This window comes from Candidatus Binatia bacterium, assembly GCA_026415395.1.
Taxonomy (GTDB): Bacteria; Desulfobacterota; Binatia; order HRBIN30; family HRBIN30; genus HRBIN30.
In genome coordinates this window covers 106,234-122,234 of sequence record JAOAHD010000003.1, presented here as the reverse complement: position 1 = coordinate 122,234, position 16,001 = coordinate 106,234, and the positions used below count along the sequence as shown (strand labels likewise).

The window sequence follows — 16,001 nt, the reverse complement described above, 5'->3', positions numbered from 1 at the left end:
GCGCCGGCCTTCCGGCTCGCTGAAATGCGAATAGCAATAGAGTCTGCGCGGCTCATTACTTGGTGTGCCGCACATGCATACGAAAAGAAGAGCGCGGAAGCTCCCCGGCTGGCGGCTCATGCCTTTCTCGAGGCGGCTGAGTGTGCCCTGTTTGTCACGCGCGAAGCGGTGCAGTTGCTCGGGGGACATGGCTTCCTACGCGATCATCTCGTCGAAAAATGGATGCGGGATGCGCGGGTGTTAACGCTGCTGAGCGGCGGGCGAGATGCGGCCACTACCGATCTCGAGCATGCGTATGCGCATGAGCTGCAAGCGACGGCGTCGGGTCCTCAACAATCGGAAAAGGAGGGGAGCTCATGAAGTTCGGCATGCTTCACCTGTTGGAAAACCCAGCCGGCAAAACTGAGTATCAGGTCGTTCACGAACAACCGGAAATTCCTCAAGCAGCAGAAGAGCTCGGCTTCGATTCTGTCTGGCCAGCAGAGCACCATTTCTCGGAGTACGGGTACTGCGTCTCCACCGCGCTCATGTTGGCTGCGCTCGTGCCCGTTACGCACCGCATTCGACTGGGCACGGGCATCGTCATCTTGCCGTTTCACAACCCAGTGCGTGTCGCAGAAGAATTTGCGCTACTCGACCTCATGAGCGACGGCCGGGTGGACTTCGGGGTAGGGCGCGGTTACCAGCCGCACGAGTTCCGGGGCTACGGAGTGGATCAAACCCAGTCCCGCTCTTTGTTCCAGGAATCCCTCGAGATCATTTTGCAAGCTTGGACCAAGGAGCGCGTGAACTTCAGCGGTCGCCACTTCAAGATCGAAGACCTGCCGGTGCGTCCCAAGCCGCTGCAGAAGCCCCATGCCCTTGTATGGATGGCGGCGCTTAGCCCGGAAAGCTTCGTCACCGCTGGCGAGAAGGGTTTCAACCTCCTGTGCGCCCCGGTATTCGGTTTTGGCGGCCGGTCCGGGGTCGAAAACCTCCAAGCGCACCGGGAAGCCTTGCGCCGGCACGGCCACGATCCGGCGAACAAACAAGTGGCAGCGCTCATCATGATCTACGTGGGGGATAGTGCAGAGCAGGCCGCCCGCGACTTTGCCGATCCGGTGATCTGGTACTACCGAACGTTCGCCAAGTACATTGCCCCGCCGCCGTGTGAACAACCGATTAAGACCTATGAACCGTACGTGGGCGTACGGGACATGGCAGCACAGGTCACGTGGGAGCAATTACAAATGGCCGGTGCAGTTGTCTGCGGCTCACCGATTGAATGCGTCGAACGGATTCGCCAGCTCCACTCGTTATTCGGGTTCACGACGTTGTTGTGCTGGACGCGCCTGGGCGGCCTCGACCACCGCAAGGTCCTGCACAGCATGGAACTGATGCAACGGTACGTGATCCCCGCGTTGCGGGATCTGCAGTCCGAACGGGCAGTCGCCTAACCGCGCCGTATCCGAACGCAGATATGCTGCAACTCGAGATCGACACCGACACACAACGCCTTGTCGAAATGGTCCGCTGGCTCGGTCGCGAACACATGCGCCCACTCGGCCTTGAGGCCGACCGCAAGCACGAGCCGATCCCAGGAGACCGCCCATTTTACAAACTGGTGTGGGACCTCGGAATCGGCCGTCGCGGCTGGGGTGAGGAAGCCAGCACGTCGGCCGCCGCACGACGAGCGGCACGCCGCGGGGTCATCCTGGCGGAGGAGATGGCGTACTGGGATCGGGGCGTAGCGGTGTCCTTGCCGGGGCCTGGCCTCGGCGGCCCACCGATTACGCTGCTGGGAACTCCAGAACAGAAGGAGCGGTTCTTTGCTGTGTTCAACGACCCAGCGCGGCCTCATTGGGGCGCGTTCGCCATGACCGAACCCGGCGCTGGCTCAGACGTCGCAGCAATTTCCACCCGCGCGCGGCGAGAGGGAGACGTGTAGATTCTCAATGGCGAGAAGATGTTCTGCTCGAACGGAGCGCGCGCCGATTGGGTCGTCGTATGGGCTACCGTGGATCCGGCTTTAGGGCGGGACGGGCATCGCGCCTTCGTGGTGGAACGCGGCACACCCGGATTCCGCGTGGCTAGGATCGAGAACAAAATGGGTCTCGTGGCTTATGAAAGCGCTGCACTCGTGTTCGAAGACTGTTGTGTGCCGGCCGCGAACTTGCTCGGGGGAGAAGCAGCGTACCGCGAACGCTCTGGCTTCAAGGGCGCAATGGAGAGCTTTAACGCCACCCGTCCGATCGTGGCTGCGATGGCGATCGGCATTGCCCAAGCAGCCTACGATCGAGCAATGGAGTTCGTCCGCTCGATCCGCCCCAGGTCTCGCGTCAGTCCTTGGTACCGGCGGGCTCTGGATAAACTTGCTTGGATGGAGCGAAAAATTGTCTCCGGGCGGATGTTGTGTTGGCGCGCCGCCTACCTTGCGGACACTCGCCAGCCAAACATCCTGGAAGCCTCGATGGCCAAAGCATACTGCCCCCAAATTGCGCAAGAGGTCACAAGCCTAGCCATGGAAATTCTTGGAGACCTTGGTGCTACCAAGGACGGGCTGGTGGAAACGTGGTTCCGCGACGTAAAAGCCATGGACATCGTGGAAGGCACCGGGCAAATCCAACGGCGCATCATTTCACGACTGCTGACCGGCCTAAGCGAAACGTAGTTGTGGCCCTCGGTACGGCGGCCCCCTGGCTCGAAGGAGGCAAGGTACCCGATGACAACGACAGCGCGAGCGGCAGTGTTGGTTGGACCTCGGCGTTCTTTAGAATTACGATGATTTTCTCTTCCGGGACCAGGCGAGGTCCTCGTGCGCATCCGGCAAGCGAACATCTGCGGGTCCGACGTGCACCTGTGGCAAGGGGAGATGGAACGTATGGGTCGGCTGCGTGCTACCGTACTCGGGCACGAAGCTACTGGTGTCGTGGCAAAGTGCGGACCGGGAGCGGAAACGGATTCTGCGGGAGCCCCGCTCCGAAAGGGGGACCGCATCGTTTGGGTTTATTACGTGCCGTGCCAGAGCTGTCCTGCTTGCTTGCGCGGGCGATCTTACGCGTGCGCGATGAGCCTTGCGACGGTGCACCGCCCGTGTGAAGTCACTCCACACTTCGTCGGTGGATTCGCGGACTACTACTTGATCCGCAAGGAACAGCCGCGCTTTCGTGCTCCGGACGAAATCCGTGATGAAGAACTTGCAGGAGCAAATTGTGCCCTTGCACAGCTAATCTTCGGCTTCGAGCGAGTCGCTCTCCAATGGGGCGAATCGGCTGCGATCCAGGGAGCCGGTGGGCTCGGCTTGTACGCAGTTGCGGTAGCCAAGGAGCTCGGCGCGCACCCCGTGATCGTGATCGACGGCAACCAGGCCCGACTGTCGCTGGCATGCTCGCTCGGCGCCGACTCGGTGATCGACCTGAAGGAGCAGCCTGATCCCCGAGCACGCACCGCCGAGGTCCTACGACTTACCGGGGGCTGGGGAGCCGACGTCGTCGTCGAAGTTGCGGGCACACCCGAGCCCTATCCAGAAGGGATTCGCATGCTCAGCCGCGGAGGTCGGTATCTGGCACTTGGCAGTGTTGTTCCCGGGTGAACCTTTGCCGCTGACCCTTCCTTGCTGATCGGACCTAACCGCTCGATCGTTGGCGTCTCACTCTATCCGGCCCACTCACTGCTGAAGGCTCTCCAGTTTCTGCAGCGCGGGCGCCATGGCTACCCGCTACACAATATTGCCGCCGAGGTTTTTCCACTGGACGAGATCAACGCAGCTTTCACCGCTGCCGCCGCCGGCTCCGCCGGACAGGGTTCCTACAAACGAATCGCAATTCGCCCATAAGCTTGGATGCCGTTATGATCGATCACGCGAGCGAACGAGCCAAGCTTGCTTTTGCTCCTGAGCCCCGGCTGTTCGCGAACGGGTCGTGGCAAGCACCACACAGTAGTGCCCGGCTCCCGGTACAAGACCCAACAACCGGTGAGGTCTGGGGTGAAATCGCCGACGCCGACCGTGAGGACGTTGACTGCGCCGTGCAAGCTGCCCGACAAGCCTTCGAACGCCACTGGCGAAAGGCACCACCAACTGAACGCCGCCGCGTGTTGGAACGGCTGGCTGCTGCCGCGGACGCCCACCGGGAGGAGCTTGATTTGATCGAGTCCCTAGATGTGGGCATGGTACAAACGGTAGCCCGTAACTTCGGGGTAAAGGCCCTGATTCGCAATCTCGAGTACTATGCGTCGTGGTGCGACAAGATCTACGGGTGGGTCGTGCCGCTGCCGAACGGCGACGATTCGCTGGACTACTAGCGGCGCGAGCCTTACGGGGTGGTGGCCGCGATTACACCGTAGAACACACCGTTGGTGTTTATCGGGTCAAAGCTCGGTCCTGCCTTGGCGACAGGCAATACCGTGGTTCTCAAACCTTCGGAGCTGGGATCGCTCTCCACGTTACGGTTTGCCGAACTGTGCCGCGAGGCCGACGTGCCCCCAGGCGTGGTGAACGTGATCACCGGATCGGCAACGACCGGCGAGGCGTTGGTAGAGCATCCGGGCGTCGATAAGATTTCCTTCACGGGTGGATGTGCCACGGGTCGGCGCGTCGCTGAGCTAGCTGGGCGCTATCTCAAAAAAATCACTCTAGAGCTCGGAGGAAAATCACCGCAGGTTGTGTTTGAAGATGCTCCTCTCGAGCGCGCCGTAACCAACATCGCCTTTGGCGGCCTCGCCTTGTCCGGACAAGCTTGTGCTGCAGGGACTCGAATCCTGGTTCACGAAAGCGTCTTCCATGAGTTTGTTGAACGATTCGTCCCATTGTGTGCCGGCTTACCCATTGGCGATCCCTTGTCACCGACGACTGCGCTCGGCCCGCTCATCTCGCAAGCGCATCGTGCCCGCGTGGAAAGTTATCTAACTCTAGCAGAGCAAGAGGGCGCTACGTTTCTGTGCCGTGGACAGCGTATCGGCGGGGAACGCGAACCTGGGTTTTTCTTGTCGCCGTCCATCCTTGCCGACGTACCGCCGAATTCGAGAGTTGCCCAAGAGGAGATCTTTGGTCCTGTGCTTTCCGTCTTCCGCTTTCACAACGAAGAGGAAGCAGTCGCCCTCGCGAACAACACACGCTATGGACTGGCGGCTGGGGTTTGGACCTCAAACGTCTCTCGTGCTCACCGGCTCGCAAACCGGCTTCAAGCTGGCCTTGTATGGGTGAACACGTATGGCAATCTGCCGTACACGGTGCCGTTTGGCGGCTTCAAGGAAAGCGGCGTTGGTCGCGAGGCGGGCGCGGAAGCACTGATCGAGTACACGCAAATTAAGAACGTTCTGATCAGCCTGGCGTGAGAGTATGACGATTTTCACTCACCGGCTCTCCCACACTGCGCGGTCTCGCGCTTGCCTCAATGCCTTTGCGTGCGAATGCGAAGACACCAACACTGGTGATCGCGGCCCCTGCAAGTTGTTGCATCGAGGGTACCTCGCCGAGCAGGAAAAAGCTCGCAAGGATCGACAACACCGGCACCGTGGGCACCACGAGCACCGTCGCCCTGGCGAGATCTATCCTCGCGATCGCGCCGTACCACAAGGTTGTGCCCCCGTAACTGAGAACCACTCCCTGCAGTGCGACCCAACCCCACGGGAACGGGGACGAGTCGAGTCGGTCGATGCCCGCTAACGGCCCCTTACCGGTGAATAACGAAAGGAGAACGGCTCCCCAGATATAACGGGCAGCCGTCAGCACCACTGCTTCCAGCCCACGCAACCAACGGACAACCACGAGGTGTGAGACTTGCCAGCACAGGGGTGTCGCAAGCAGGTACCAAGTGCCAGAGCCAACGCTGAACCCCTGCACGCCAACGGCCACGAACAGCCCGCTCAGAATCAGGGCAGTAGCCGCCACTCGTTCCCAAGTCGGCCGTATGCCGAGCACCAACCACGACAACAAGAGAGAATACACAGGTTCGATTTGCAAACACAAAAGCGTCTCAATTGCGCTCGCACGAGCCGCACCGGTGAAAAACAAAACAAAAGCCACGGAGGTCCCCAGAGCACCCAGAACCGCTAACGGAAAGAGCACGGCTGGTCGGAAAAATACCGCGAGCCTTCTTCGCACCAGTAAGATGACGACGGCGGTCGCTGCGGCCAACCACGTGGTGGCAATTGTAACCGCTAACGGGTCGGCAGCCCGAGTCGTGATCTTGGCGACGGGAGGTACAAAGGCACCGTTCACGGCGCAAAGCGCGACCAGAACGATGCCTACTCGCTCAGGTGACAACCTCCCCGCGCTCTCGAGAGGCAAATCCGGCGCGGACTGATCGTACCGCGGCTCCAGCGCAATCTCCTTCACTCGAGACCGAGGCCTCGCTTCGCGTCGTAGCCAACGCGCACTGCGGAAACGCGTCCGTCGCCGCTTACCAGCACGAACGTGGGAGTCCCGCTCACTCCGTAAGCCACAAAGGCCTTGCGGTACTCATCAATCGCGACGTCTTCGGGAAACGGGCCACGGTACGTTTGAAAGAAGCGGTCTAACTGCGCGCGCGGTTCATCAGTAATGGCCACGACTCGGATACCGCGCGCCGCGGCGAACTCCGTGAGCTCGGCGAGCGAGGCTTTGCAAGCCGCACACCATGTGGCCCAAAAGAAAAGCACATGTGCTTGGCCTCCGGAAAGCTGCCTCGGCACTTGTCCGCGATAGGTCTCTACCTCCAACGGCGGAGCCACACTGCCCACTTGCGGGGGCCCAGGTAAAGTGGGCCAGCGAAGAGGATACGTGCCCGCGACCAACTGAATGGTTTTCCGCTCGTTGCCCCGGAGGATCTCTAACTCCAACGTCTCACCCGGTTTTGAGAGCATGATCCAGCTTCTCACTTGTCCACGTTCGGTAAACGGTTGCCCAGGAGGGCCGAGCACGATGTCTCCTTGCTGAAGCCCGGCGGTCTCGGCCGGAGAATTTGGGTACACCGTGATCACGGCGGCAGCGCCTGCAGGCAATCCTTTGCGTCTTATCATCTCCTCGTTGGGCGCTCGGAACTGGATCCCCATCCAAGCGGGCAGCGAGGCCCGCGCCCGGCGCGCATCTTCCATGAATTGCGGAAATTGGGCTGCCACGCGGACGCCTGGCTGCGGAAGGTTGCCTTTTGGCAGCACAACCTCCTCGCAAGCCACCAGCGCACCATAAGCACGTTGCTCCCCTGGGCTTCCCTCGGTGTCAAGGTAGTGCAGACCTGCAACTTGCACGAGCACAGAGCGCATCCGGAGTAGCACGCCCTGACGCACCTCCATGCGATAGCTCGCTGCCTGCGCGTCTCGACTGTTCGCTCGCAAACGGCTCAAGCGCGTCCAAACATCCGAACGCTCCCTGGTAAAGGCCTCCAGGGCTGGGAGGAGCTCTCGCGCCAACGCCTCGCGGTCAGTGACCGAGAGTTTTGCCGGATCCATTGCAGCGAGGCGCGTCCTCCATTCTCCCTGGTGTTCCAAAAAGCGTTCCCAATTCGCGGTACTGGCATCTTGCCAAGCCCCACGCCATGCGCGGCTCACGTTCTGCAACTGCTCCGCTAAGTCGGGCAGAGCGGCGGTGCGCTCCGAAAGCTCTGCCAAAGACCGTGGCGAAAACATCCCGTACGCCTGCCCGATCCGGTCGAGAAGCCGCAGTTTCGATTCCCACTTGGCCTTATCGCGCCAGGCTTGAGCGAGGAGCTCGTCCACGAGGGAATCAACAGCCACTCCCTTCGCGGCTGCGCGTTTCCGCAAAATCGATTCGAGGTACAACTCCGAAGTTCGCAGCGGCACATCCGGTGTGTCGTCGCTCACGAGAGCGATCTCATGAGCCTCGATGAGGTTGCCAACCCGCGACCACGCATGCATCAACTGAAACGCGTGGCCTATGTTATTGCGCCCCATGTTCTCCGGGTAGCAGCCGTAGGCAGGGCGCTCTTTGGTAGAGGAAAAATATCCGCACACGTTGCCCGCGGGCTCGTTTCCGTTGGTGAGCATTAATCGCGCAAAAGAACCCGAGAAGCACTGAGACATCACCATGACGACCCGAACCTCAGGATCGAGCTGGGCGATGAGGGCCTGGAGATCCTCCACAGAGAGGCGTGCATCCTTCCCCCACAAAACAATGAAATTGTTGTCTGGGTTCTCCTCGTTCTTCGTGCCATGGTCCGTGACGAACAAAAAAAGCGTGTCTCCCGGTTTCAAGCGCGACTTCGCTTGCGCAAACCAGCTCGCCAACACCCCTCGCGTTGCCGGCAGCAAAGGAAAGGGGGCCAGCGTACTGTTCTCGAACTTCAGCGGCGGGCGAAGCCAAGCCGCACCAGGGCTATGCTCCACAAGCCAAAATCTCTTCCCCAGCCGACTGCGGGGGCGAACCGCGAGATCGGCTGCGGCGTCCTCACCATCCCCGCTGAGAATCGTAAAATTCTCAACCGGCACTCCAGCAGCACGCAACAATGCCGCCATGTGCGTGAGATGTAACAAATGCGACTGGTAATTTTGCTCCTTTGTTCCACCGCCGTTGAGGAACAACACATGAAAGCGGGCCGCCTGGAATACAGCTTGCGGTTCGTTGGTCATATTCCCCACCGGAAGGCTGGGTGGTGCACTCCGACAACCGCTCGCGCTGATCAGAAATCCACACCATAGAACAAGGAGTCCCCGCACTACTTGTGCCATCTTAAGGTTCACTGGATCCACGCTAGCAAATCCACAGCATCGGCCGCGACTCTGCATGTGGCCCTTCCTGCGCGGCGTGGACCGCAGCTTGATTCAAATCCGCAGTTCAGGCAAACAACTGTTCACCAGGAAAACAAGGAGCTTAAGATGCGGGTTGTCGACGCGGACGCACACGTCATCGAGGGTCGCGAGCTGATTGCAGAACTGATGGAACGCTTCCCCGACAAGATTCGTTTCAGCGATCCTGGGGACGGCGAGACGGCTCTTTACATCGAGGGCAGGCCGTACCCGCAGTCCAAGGGGCCTGGAGCGGGGTGTCGAGCGGAAGAGGGGATGTGCCTCGATCGCGGCGCAAACCCGTTCACCCCCGAAGGCGTATTGGCTGATGCCGATAAGGACGGCATTGATCGACTTGTCTTCTTTCCTAGTGCGGCGCTGGGGTTACCCGGTTTTGTGGACAACAAATTCGCAGCGGAGTTCGCTCGCGCGTACAATCGGTGGATGGCCGGGTACTGCAAGCAGGGTCGTGGGCGCTTTTTCGGTGCCGCTTTGGTGCCCATTGAGGATGTGCCCGCTTCGATCGAAATCATGAAAGAAGCCAAGGATCTAGGGTTGGTGGTCACTATGATTCCAGCGGTATTACGCAACCGTAACTTAGACCACCCGGACCTCGATGCCTTTTATTCAGCAGCCGAGGAGCTCGACATGCCCCTCGGAATCCACGGAGCCCCGGGCATTCACTTGCCGAAATTAGGGACGGAACGCTTCGATAACTATCTGAAGGTTCATGTGATCAGCTTCCCGTTCGACATGATGGTTGCCTCCACGGCCCTAATTCTCGGCGGCGTCTTTGAGCGGCACCCACACTTGCGTGTGGCTTTGTTAGAGTCTGGGGTGGGTTGGGTGCCGTATTTTATGGAGCGGATGGAGGAACATCTCGAAAAACGTGGTCGCTTGACTCCAGAGTGCAAGCACGAGCCTAAAGAATACATCGCGCGCGGCCAGTTGTATGTGAGCTGTGAAGCAGGTGAATGTGCAATCCCACTCGCCGTTGAGCAGCTTGGCCCTGACTTTATCCTGTATGCAAGCGACTACCCCCACTGGGACAGCGAATGGCCGGAGTCAACCCGCCCCTTGCGTGAGCGTCAGGACTTATCGGAATCAACGAAGGAGAAAATTTTCGGCCTGAACGCGGAACGATTTTATCGACTGCCTGCTTCTGCGTGATTTCCCGTGGCGCTGCTCGACCGATTCAAGCTTACCGATAAAGTCGCCATTGTCACTGGTGCCGGCCGTGGCATCGGACGGGCCTGCGCCCTGGCGTTTGCGGAGATGGGGGCCGATGTCGTTTGTGCGGCACGCACTGAGGCGCAAATCGAAGACACGGCGGCACAGGCGCGATGTTTCGGTCGGCAAGCCGTTGCGGTTCCGTGCGACGTAAACCAACGGAGCGATCTGGAACGTGTGGTTCAAGCCGCGCTCGATCGTTTCGGCCGCATCGACATCGTCGTAAACAACGCTGGCGGAACTCCTCCGTGCGAAGCCCTATACACCAGTGAGCGGATGTTCGAGGAAGCATTCCACTTCAACGTAACCTCGGCATTCGTGCTGACACGGCTGGCGGTCCCTCACATGCTGCGAACCGCCGGGGGCGGCGTGGTCCTCAACATTTCTTCAGCGGCCGGCCGCTTCCCGTTGGCCGGTTTTGTGGCGTACAGCACAGCGAAAGCCGCGCTGTCTCACATGACCCGCGTTCTCGGGCAAGAGTTCGCTCCCAAAGTACGGGTAAATGCAATTGCCGTCGGGGCCACGGAAACGAGTGCACTCGTGCCGTTTTTAAATGACGAGATGCGGGCCAAAATGGAGGCGCTCACGCCGATGCGTCGCCTGGGCACTGTGGAAGACATTGCCTTGGCCGCGCTTTATCTCGTCTCTCCTGCCTCGAGCTGGGTAACCGGCAAGGTGTTTGAAGTCGACGGGGGAACCGAAACCTCCAATTGGCCGTTTCCTCCCCCAAGCATTTAGCCTCGGACGTCGACCGTGAGAGGGCGTCGCCGAACGCTTGTTGCACTTATGCGGTCGTGGTAACGCCCGGGGTGTGACCACACCACGCCGCGACCTGCTCGTTTGGATGGACCTCGAAATGACTGGCCTCGATCCCGAGCGGGACCACATACTGGAGATCGCAACCCTGATTACCGACAACGACCTCCAGGTCATCGCCGAAGGACCCGTGCTTGCCATTCACCATCCAGAAACGGTGTTCGCCCGTATGGACGAGTGGAACCGTGATCACCACACAAAATCCGGCTTGCTTGCCCGTTGCCGCGCCTCGAACGTCACCACCCACGAGGCCGAACAAAAGACTCTCGCCTTCGTGCGCACTTATTGTGAACCGCGCACCGCGCCACTGTGCGGCAACTCGGTGTGGCAGGATCGGCGTTTTCTTGCCCGCTACATGCGGGAGCTGGAGCATTTTCTCCACTACCGCATCATCGATGTGAGCACGGTGAAGGAGTTGGTGCGGCGCTGGTATCCCGGTGGTCCGCCACCACCAGAGAAGCGCAAAGTACACCTCGCCTCGAGTGACATTCGCGAGTCAATCGACGAACTCCGCTTCTACCGGGAGCAGTACTTTCGCGAGCCTCACCCTCGACCCGCTTCGGGCAGCGGTGGCTCGGGCGACCCCTTAGCTCGGTGACCAACAAACTGTTCAGGATCTCCAATCCATGTTGCTGTGCTTTTTCCTCAGTGCCGCTCACTGAAATGCAGCCTAAACGTCCCCGCCAAGAGGCCAGGCGGGCTTGCATGAGGGGCAGGGAATGTTGCAGCTCGTCGGCTCCGTAATTGCACTGGCTCTTGCAATCGTCAGCGTCAGTCCCTGGGTGCAGTCAGTGATGGCCTCCTTGGGATTGGCGGTGCTGGCACTCGGACTGGCAACTCTCTCTGCGCCCGGGCAGGCAGAGTTCGAAACAAAACCTCGTTGGCTACCGTGGTGTGGGCTGATCGCTGCCCTTGCGGTCGCCCTTTGGTTTCGGGTGCAGCACTGGAAAACGGTACCGGCAGGATACCTGGGGGAAGTCCTAAACTTCGTCAATTTCGCCGCGCAGTTGCGCGAACGGGGTTTTCCCTACGAACCCTACGCTTGGTATGCGCATACGCTTTTTTCGTACGTCATTGCCGTCGTAGGTGTTTTCGTTCCCGACAACCTGGTCGCCTTGAGAATCGCCCAACAGCTCATCAGCATGGCGACGGTGACAGCAATTGCCTGGTGTTCATGGATTCTCTTTGGGAGCACTACCGCTTGGATGACGGCCGCTTTTGTTGCCACCTCTTGGTGGCATTTGTGGGCAACGCGCAACGGGTACCACCAGTTCTTGACTCCGCTGTTTCAGGCTTTGGTCGTCGGCGGCTTAATCCGAGGGCTGCGAGACAAACGGAAGTCAGGCCTGGCACTTGCCGCCCTCGGCATTGCCGGCGGTCTCCACGCGTACTGGGCGTTGTACCTCATGGTCCCGGCGGCCGTACTCGTTACCGCGTTGTTCTTTTGGCAGCGGCCTGAGGAGTGGAAGCGCCTCCGCTTTGCAGTAGCGGTTGCCGCCGTGGCAGCGGTCGCTTTGAGTGTTCCAGCGGTCGTGGTCACCGCTCGTGCACCTGAGGGCTTTTCCTATGTCTTCGGAGGTTTGCAGCCGGTTCGCGTCGGAGCAGAATCCGTTGGGGAAAAAGCGGCGCGTAACGCCTCGTTCTTGCAACAGGCCTTCTTCCCGCAAGCCCGGCAGGCCAACCTGCCTCCGACCCTGGTAGACTCCCTTGTGCGCGGAGGGCTCGTGCTCGGCATGGGGGCGGCACTACGTCGGGCGCTGTTCGAGCCAAGCTCGGCCGCCATATTGGTCGTTCTCGGGATCAATCTTTTCGGTCTGATTGCCGCGATCACGAATGAGTTCTACGTAATTGCCGTTTTTCTGCCCGCCTTTGTCCTGGCAGGTTACGGTTACGCCTCGTTGCTCCAACTTGCGCGGTCAAACTCACGCGTGCTCGGGTGGGTGGTTGCTGCGAGTTTTCTTGCTTCGTGGATCTATTTTGGCCAGGCCAGCGTGAAAAAATTTTTCGGGACGTGGGCATATTCCATGTTCCGGTCCCCTCAGCACCCACAGGGACTCGCCTTTCTCCTGCTGCCGCACTGGCAACGCTGTGTTCGTGAAGCGAGCTGTCTGGTCCCTGGCAATGAGCCGGGGCGCGACTTCGAAGGAGAAGCGCTTTCCCTCGGCGTTACTTTGCCAGCGTACCGCTGGTTGCATGGTCTCGGCAGTTTGCTGTCTGACCTTGTGCTCTTTCCCCCAATTCGTCTCATCTCCGGTAGACCCCTTCGGCTCATTCTGCCCGACTTGCCCTACGTTACCGACCGCCTACTCCCCGATTGGCGTCGCTTCTACGCGCAGCTCACCGCTCGGAAAATTCCGGCTCCTCCGCCGTGGGACCAACGTGAACCGCGCGAGCTCGCCCTTGAGGTGGAGATTCCCTGGACCGATCTTGAGCAGCGCTTCGTCTCCCCTTTTTCGGCTGCGGAACGAGCCACGGTGTTCTGGTCGCCCGCGGCCGGCCGTTATGAGTTTCGCCGCTTTGTTCCGAGCGTTACGAGCCCCCCTTCCGCTGGGACTCTGGGGAGCGAGGGTCCGGCGTTCCTGGAGAGCGGCTATTACCAGATCGTCCTCGACGACTTTGGTTGGACCTGGACCGGTTGGCAGGTTCGGCGGCCGGGCATGGACTGGGAAGCCATCGACCATTACTTGGTCACGGTTGAGAAGCCGGCAATTGCCAGTGTTCTTGCGCCGTACCTACGGAAGATGGCTCGCCCGTCAGCGAACGAATGGAGGCTACGAAATCAGTTGACCGTACCAGGGTTGATTTGGGACATGGCGCTTTGTCCCGATCAGTCCCTTGTGAGTCTCATTCGCAATCAGATTTACCGCATCGATCTAAACTCCGGTGAGGCCCGCGAGTTAGGACAAGTGAGCTTGCCCGACCCTGCACTCCGTTGTACGGCGGATGGCATTGATCTTGTGGGGAGGGACGGACGCTGGCTCCGTTGGAGCGCAGAGAATATTCGCGACGTTAGCCAGATCCCGTGTGCGGTCCGCGCACTCGCGAAGGCAGAGGGCCCCCTCACAGCCTTGTGCGACAACTCCAACCTATGGTTGGAAGGCGGGGCGCAACTGGAGCTGCGAAATCGCCTTGGCCGCCCGCTTCGGCGGCCCGTGGCCGTCGAACGTTGCGGCACCCACATCCATGTGCTCGACAGTGACCTCGCCGAGTTGCTCACCTACACACCTGCTGGCCAGCTCGTAACCACTAAGCTGTTGCCCAGCGTTTGGTGGGAGTCCGAACTCACTTGCGACGAGGAACAGAATCTCTTTGTCCTCAAGTGGCGGACGGGTCGACCGGCTTACAACCCCGATGGGGAACCCTTATTTCACCCCGAGTTCCATCTCCTGGGACTGTTTCGCCGCAAACATGAGGGATTTAACGGATTTGGTTTTCGACTCTTTGTCGCACGCGGGCGACTCGCAGCCTGGACTCGCGACAACGAGGTGGAGGTCCTAGAGCGGGTTGCAGTGGGCCAACCGGAATCGTGAACCGGGTGCGATTCAGCTCGGCAAACCTGACAATTGCTTCATGCGGCGAAGCAAGGCCTCGTCCTTTCGCGACTCGGCAAGAATTTTCTCTATGTAAGCTCGCTTGAACCGCTGCCGTTGCTCGTGTGTCTGCACCACTTCCGGAACGTACTCCCAACCTTCCTCTTGTTCGAAGGGTTCGATCTCGCGGTGCAGTTGGAAAAAGTAATCCGCCAGATCCGCATCCAGACCGAGCCGCTCTAGGGCTTGTGTGAGCGGATGTCTACCAGGCTTTGCTTCCAGCAACCCCTCACCGGCAGCTCCTCCCTGGCCGATCCCGAGGGCTCGCTTCCCCAACTTTGCCTTCGCTTCGGGAGGCGGCCCCAAGTGAAAGGCTGCAATGGCCTCCTCTGGGGGGCAATGCAAGAGAAACCATCTGGTTACGTACCCGCTTCCAATCGTCTCGGCAGGGGGCTGCCATTCGAACAATTCTCGCCGCGTGATTCCGCAAGCACGCTCCGCGAAGTCCGCCCAAATCTCCATGTGGTTCCGGGTTAGGTAACCTCCCGACTCGGTTGCAAAGGCTTGGCTGATAGCGCGAAGAGCCTTGCCGTGGGGGATGCGGCTAAACTGGCCGGCAATGTTCCGGGTTGCGTCCATGTGGATGAAATCCTTGATGAGTTCCTTCGCAGCCGCCAAGGACGCCTTGCCGGAAAGGAGCAAACCAAAGGCAGTTTCTTTTGGTTGGGGCAAAGTCAGACAAAACTCCCCGAGCTCCTCGACCATTTCCTCGTGGCTCTGTTCCCGTCCAGCTTGGAAGCTACGGCCGGCTGGGGGCCAAGTGATCTCTGGGAACGCATAAGTTCCGGAAACGATGTCCGCCCACGCGCGCCGCATGTTCCCATACAAGAGGAGCCAATGGTGGAGTGTGGTCCGCAACCGTTCCTGCTGGCTCGCATCACAGGCGATTTCGGCTGCGATCTCCCACACCGGCTCACAGACAAAGCTGCGAAAGTCCTCGTACGCACGCCAGTAGGCAACGGCATCGTCGTTCAAGCCAAAGGCACGCTTCATGTACTCTGCAATTCCCCGCTGGCAGAGCCATGGCCGTTCGTCGCGCACCACATCGAGCAATACTCCTTCGGCTCCCAGCGCGGTCACGGCAAACCCGCTTTCAAAGGTGTCAAACTGGAACTGCAAGCGCGCATACTTCGCTTGCAATGTCTCGGGGCAAGGATAGTGGGCCTCGAGCTCATCGAAGCCGACACCAAAGGCTTCGGCGAAGCGAACAAACAAATCGCGCGGCGGGGCGGTGACCTGATAAAAGCCCGTCTTCCGATTCACGATAGAGCTCAGAGCAAGGAACAGCCCCCGCCTGGAGCAGCGGGCGATCATGGCGGCGCTTCCTTGCGCATCCAGGCGGATAAACTGGTAGTAATCCTTAATCCACCGCCGCATCCCCTCCCGATCGACTCGCCCGTACTTGAGCGCCTCCGCCAAGTCAGGAGAAACCACATGTTGCCGGATCAATGCTCGCAGTTCTTCGAGAAACACGCCAACAGGCTTAGCCTCTGTTGGCCGCTCGAACGCGTACAACTCGAGGAACTCGCTCGCACCTGGTCCCACCGGCTGCAGCCCCGCGGGCACCCCTTGCTGTAGTTCGCTCATAACCGCGTTCTCCTCGGCAAAGCACTCACTAAAAGCTCTCTTTACCACGCGAGAGATCGGCAAGAAAAGCCCACGACC

At 60.0% G+C, this 16,001-nt stretch carries 11 protein-coding genes and 3 pseudogenes; 11 read left to right on the top strand and 3 right to left on the bottom strand.

Features of this window, described 5'->3' with window-relative positions; all coding sequences use genetic code 11:
• Nucleotides 1-21: 21 nt before the first annotated feature.
• The 7 genes and pseudogenes from N3C12_03445 (at nucleotide 22) to N3C12_03415 (ending at nucleotide 5,313) form a co-directional block, all read left to right on the top strand.
• Nucleotides 22-360 (top strand): annotated as a pseudogene (locus N3C12_03445) (acyl-CoA dehydrogenase family protein).
• Nucleotides 357-1,436 carry an LLM class flavin-dependent oxidoreductase gene (locus N3C12_03440; GenBank protein MCX8071494.1) on the top strand — a complete coding sequence of 360 codons (1,080 nt, stop codon included), beginning with the start codon at nucleotides 357-359 and terminating at the stop codon, nucleotides 1,434-1,436. Before N3C12_03445 ends, N3C12_03440 begins: the two are co-directional and overlap by 4 nt.
• Nucleotides 1,437-1,459: 23 nt before the next feature.
• On the top strand, nucleotides 1,460-1,927 hold the full coding sequence (locus N3C12_03435) for an acyl-CoA dehydrogenase family protein (protein ID MCX8071493.1): 468 nt from the start codon (nucleotides 1,460-1,462) through the stop codon (nucleotides 1,925-1,927).
• Entirely contained in the window at nucleotides 1,928-2,650 is a 723-nt protein-coding gene (locus tag N3C12_03430) for an acyl-CoA dehydrogenase family protein (GenBank protein MCX8071492.1), read from the top strand.
• A 141-nt stretch (nucleotides 2,651-2,791) separates the two neighbouring features.
• Nucleotides 2,792-3,121, top strand: a pseudogene (locus N3C12_03425) (alcohol dehydrogenase catalytic domain-containing protein).
• The gene (locus tag N3C12_03420) at nucleotides 3,119-3,571 is read left to right on the top strand and encodes a zinc-binding dehydrogenase (protein MCX8071491.1); all 453 of its coding nucleotides are present in this window, start codon (nucleotides 3,119-3,121) and stop codon (nucleotides 3,569-3,571) included. Before N3C12_03425 ends, N3C12_03420 begins: the two are co-directional and overlap by 3 nt.
• A 257-nt stretch (nucleotides 3,572-3,828) precedes the next feature.
• Nucleotides 3,829-5,313 (top strand): annotated as a pseudogene (locus N3C12_03415) (aldehyde dehydrogenase family protein).
• On the opposite strand, the gene N3C12_03410 reads toward N3C12_03415, so the two are convergent.
• Together N3C12_03410 and N3C12_03405 are read right to left on the bottom strand one after the other, a co-directional pair.
• Entirely contained in the window at nucleotides 5,300-6,316 is a 1,017-nt protein-coding gene (locus N3C12_03410; GenBank protein ID MCX8071490.1) for a DMT family transporter, read from the bottom strand. The pseudogene N3C12_03415 and the gene N3C12_03410 sit on opposite strands and share 14 nt — an antisense overlap.
• On the bottom strand, nucleotides 6,313-8,544 hold the full coding sequence (locus N3C12_03405) for a PDZ domain-containing protein (GenBank protein MCX8071489.1): 2,232 nt from the start codon (nucleotides 8,542-8,544) through the stop codon (nucleotides 6,313-6,315). The genes N3C12_03410 and N3C12_03405 overlap by 4 nt, the downstream gene beginning before the upstream one ends.
• 246 nt (nucleotides 8,545-8,790) lie before the next feature.
• Here N3C12_03405 and N3C12_03400 point away from each other — a divergent pair, with 246 nt between their 5' ends.
• The 4 genes from N3C12_03400 to N3C12_03385 all read left to right on the top strand — a co-directional run bounded on the left by N3C12_03400 (nucleotide 8,791) and on the right by N3C12_03385 (nucleotide 14,276).
• Complete coding sequence (locus N3C12_03400; GenBank protein MCX8071488.1) at nucleotides 8,791-9,870, top strand: amidohydrolase; 1,080 nt, start codon at nucleotides 8,791-8,793, stop codon at nucleotides 9,868-9,870.
• 6 nt (nucleotides 9,871-9,876) lie between these two features.
• Nucleotides 9,877-10,668, top strand: a complete 792-nt coding sequence (locus tag N3C12_03395) for a glucose 1-dehydrogenase (GenBank protein ID MCX8071487.1) — start codon at nucleotides 9,877-9,879, stop codon at nucleotides 10,666-10,668.
• A gap of 73 nt (nucleotides 10,669-10,741) precedes the next feature.
• Entirely contained in the window at nucleotides 10,742-11,344 is a 603-nt protein-coding gene (gene orn / locus N3C12_03390; protein MCX8071486.1) for an oligoribonuclease, read from the top strand.
• 121 nt (nucleotides 11,345-11,465) lie between these two features.
• Nucleotides 11,466-14,276 (top strand): hypothetical protein, encoded by a 2,811-nt coding sequence (locus N3C12_03385; protein ID MCX8071485.1) that lies wholly within the window; start codon nucleotides 11,466-11,468, stop codon nucleotides 14,274-14,276.
• Nucleotides 14,277-14,288: 12 nt separating this feature from the next.
• On the opposite strand, the gene N3C12_03380 is transcribed toward N3C12_03385, so the two are convergent.
• Nucleotides 14,289-15,923, bottom strand: coding sequence for a hypothetical protein (locus N3C12_03380; protein MCX8071484.1), 1,635 nt, complete (start codon nucleotides 15,921-15,923; stop codon nucleotides 14,289-14,291).
• Nucleotides 15,924-16,001 lie beyond the last annotated feature (78 nt).

Excerpts from the sequence above, each read along its gene's own strand:
- N3C12_03440 (MCX8071494.1), top strand. The coding sequence starts at position 357 with ATGAAGTTCGGCATGCTTCACCTGTTGGAAAACCCAGCCGGCAAAACT.
- N3C12_03435 (MCX8071493.1), top strand. The coding sequence starts at position 1,460 with ATGCTGCAACTCGAGATCGACACCGACACACAACGCCTTGTCGAAATG.
- N3C12_03405 (MCX8071489.1), bottom strand. The coding sequence starts at position 8,544 with ATGACCAACGAACCGCAAGCTGTATTCCAGGCGGCCCGCTTTCATGTG.
- N3C12_03400 (MCX8071488.1), top strand. The coding sequence starts at position 8,791 with ATGCGGGTTGTCGACGCGGACGCACACGTCATCGAGGGTCGCGAGCTG.
- N3C12_03385 (MCX8071485.1), top strand. The coding sequence starts at position 11,466 with ATGTTGCAGCTCGTCGGCTCCGTAATTGCACTGGCTCTTGCAATCGTC.
- N3C12_03380 (MCX8071484.1), bottom strand. The coding sequence starts at position 15,923 with ATGAGCGAACTACAGCAAGGGGTGCCCGCGGGGCTGCAGCCGGTGGGA.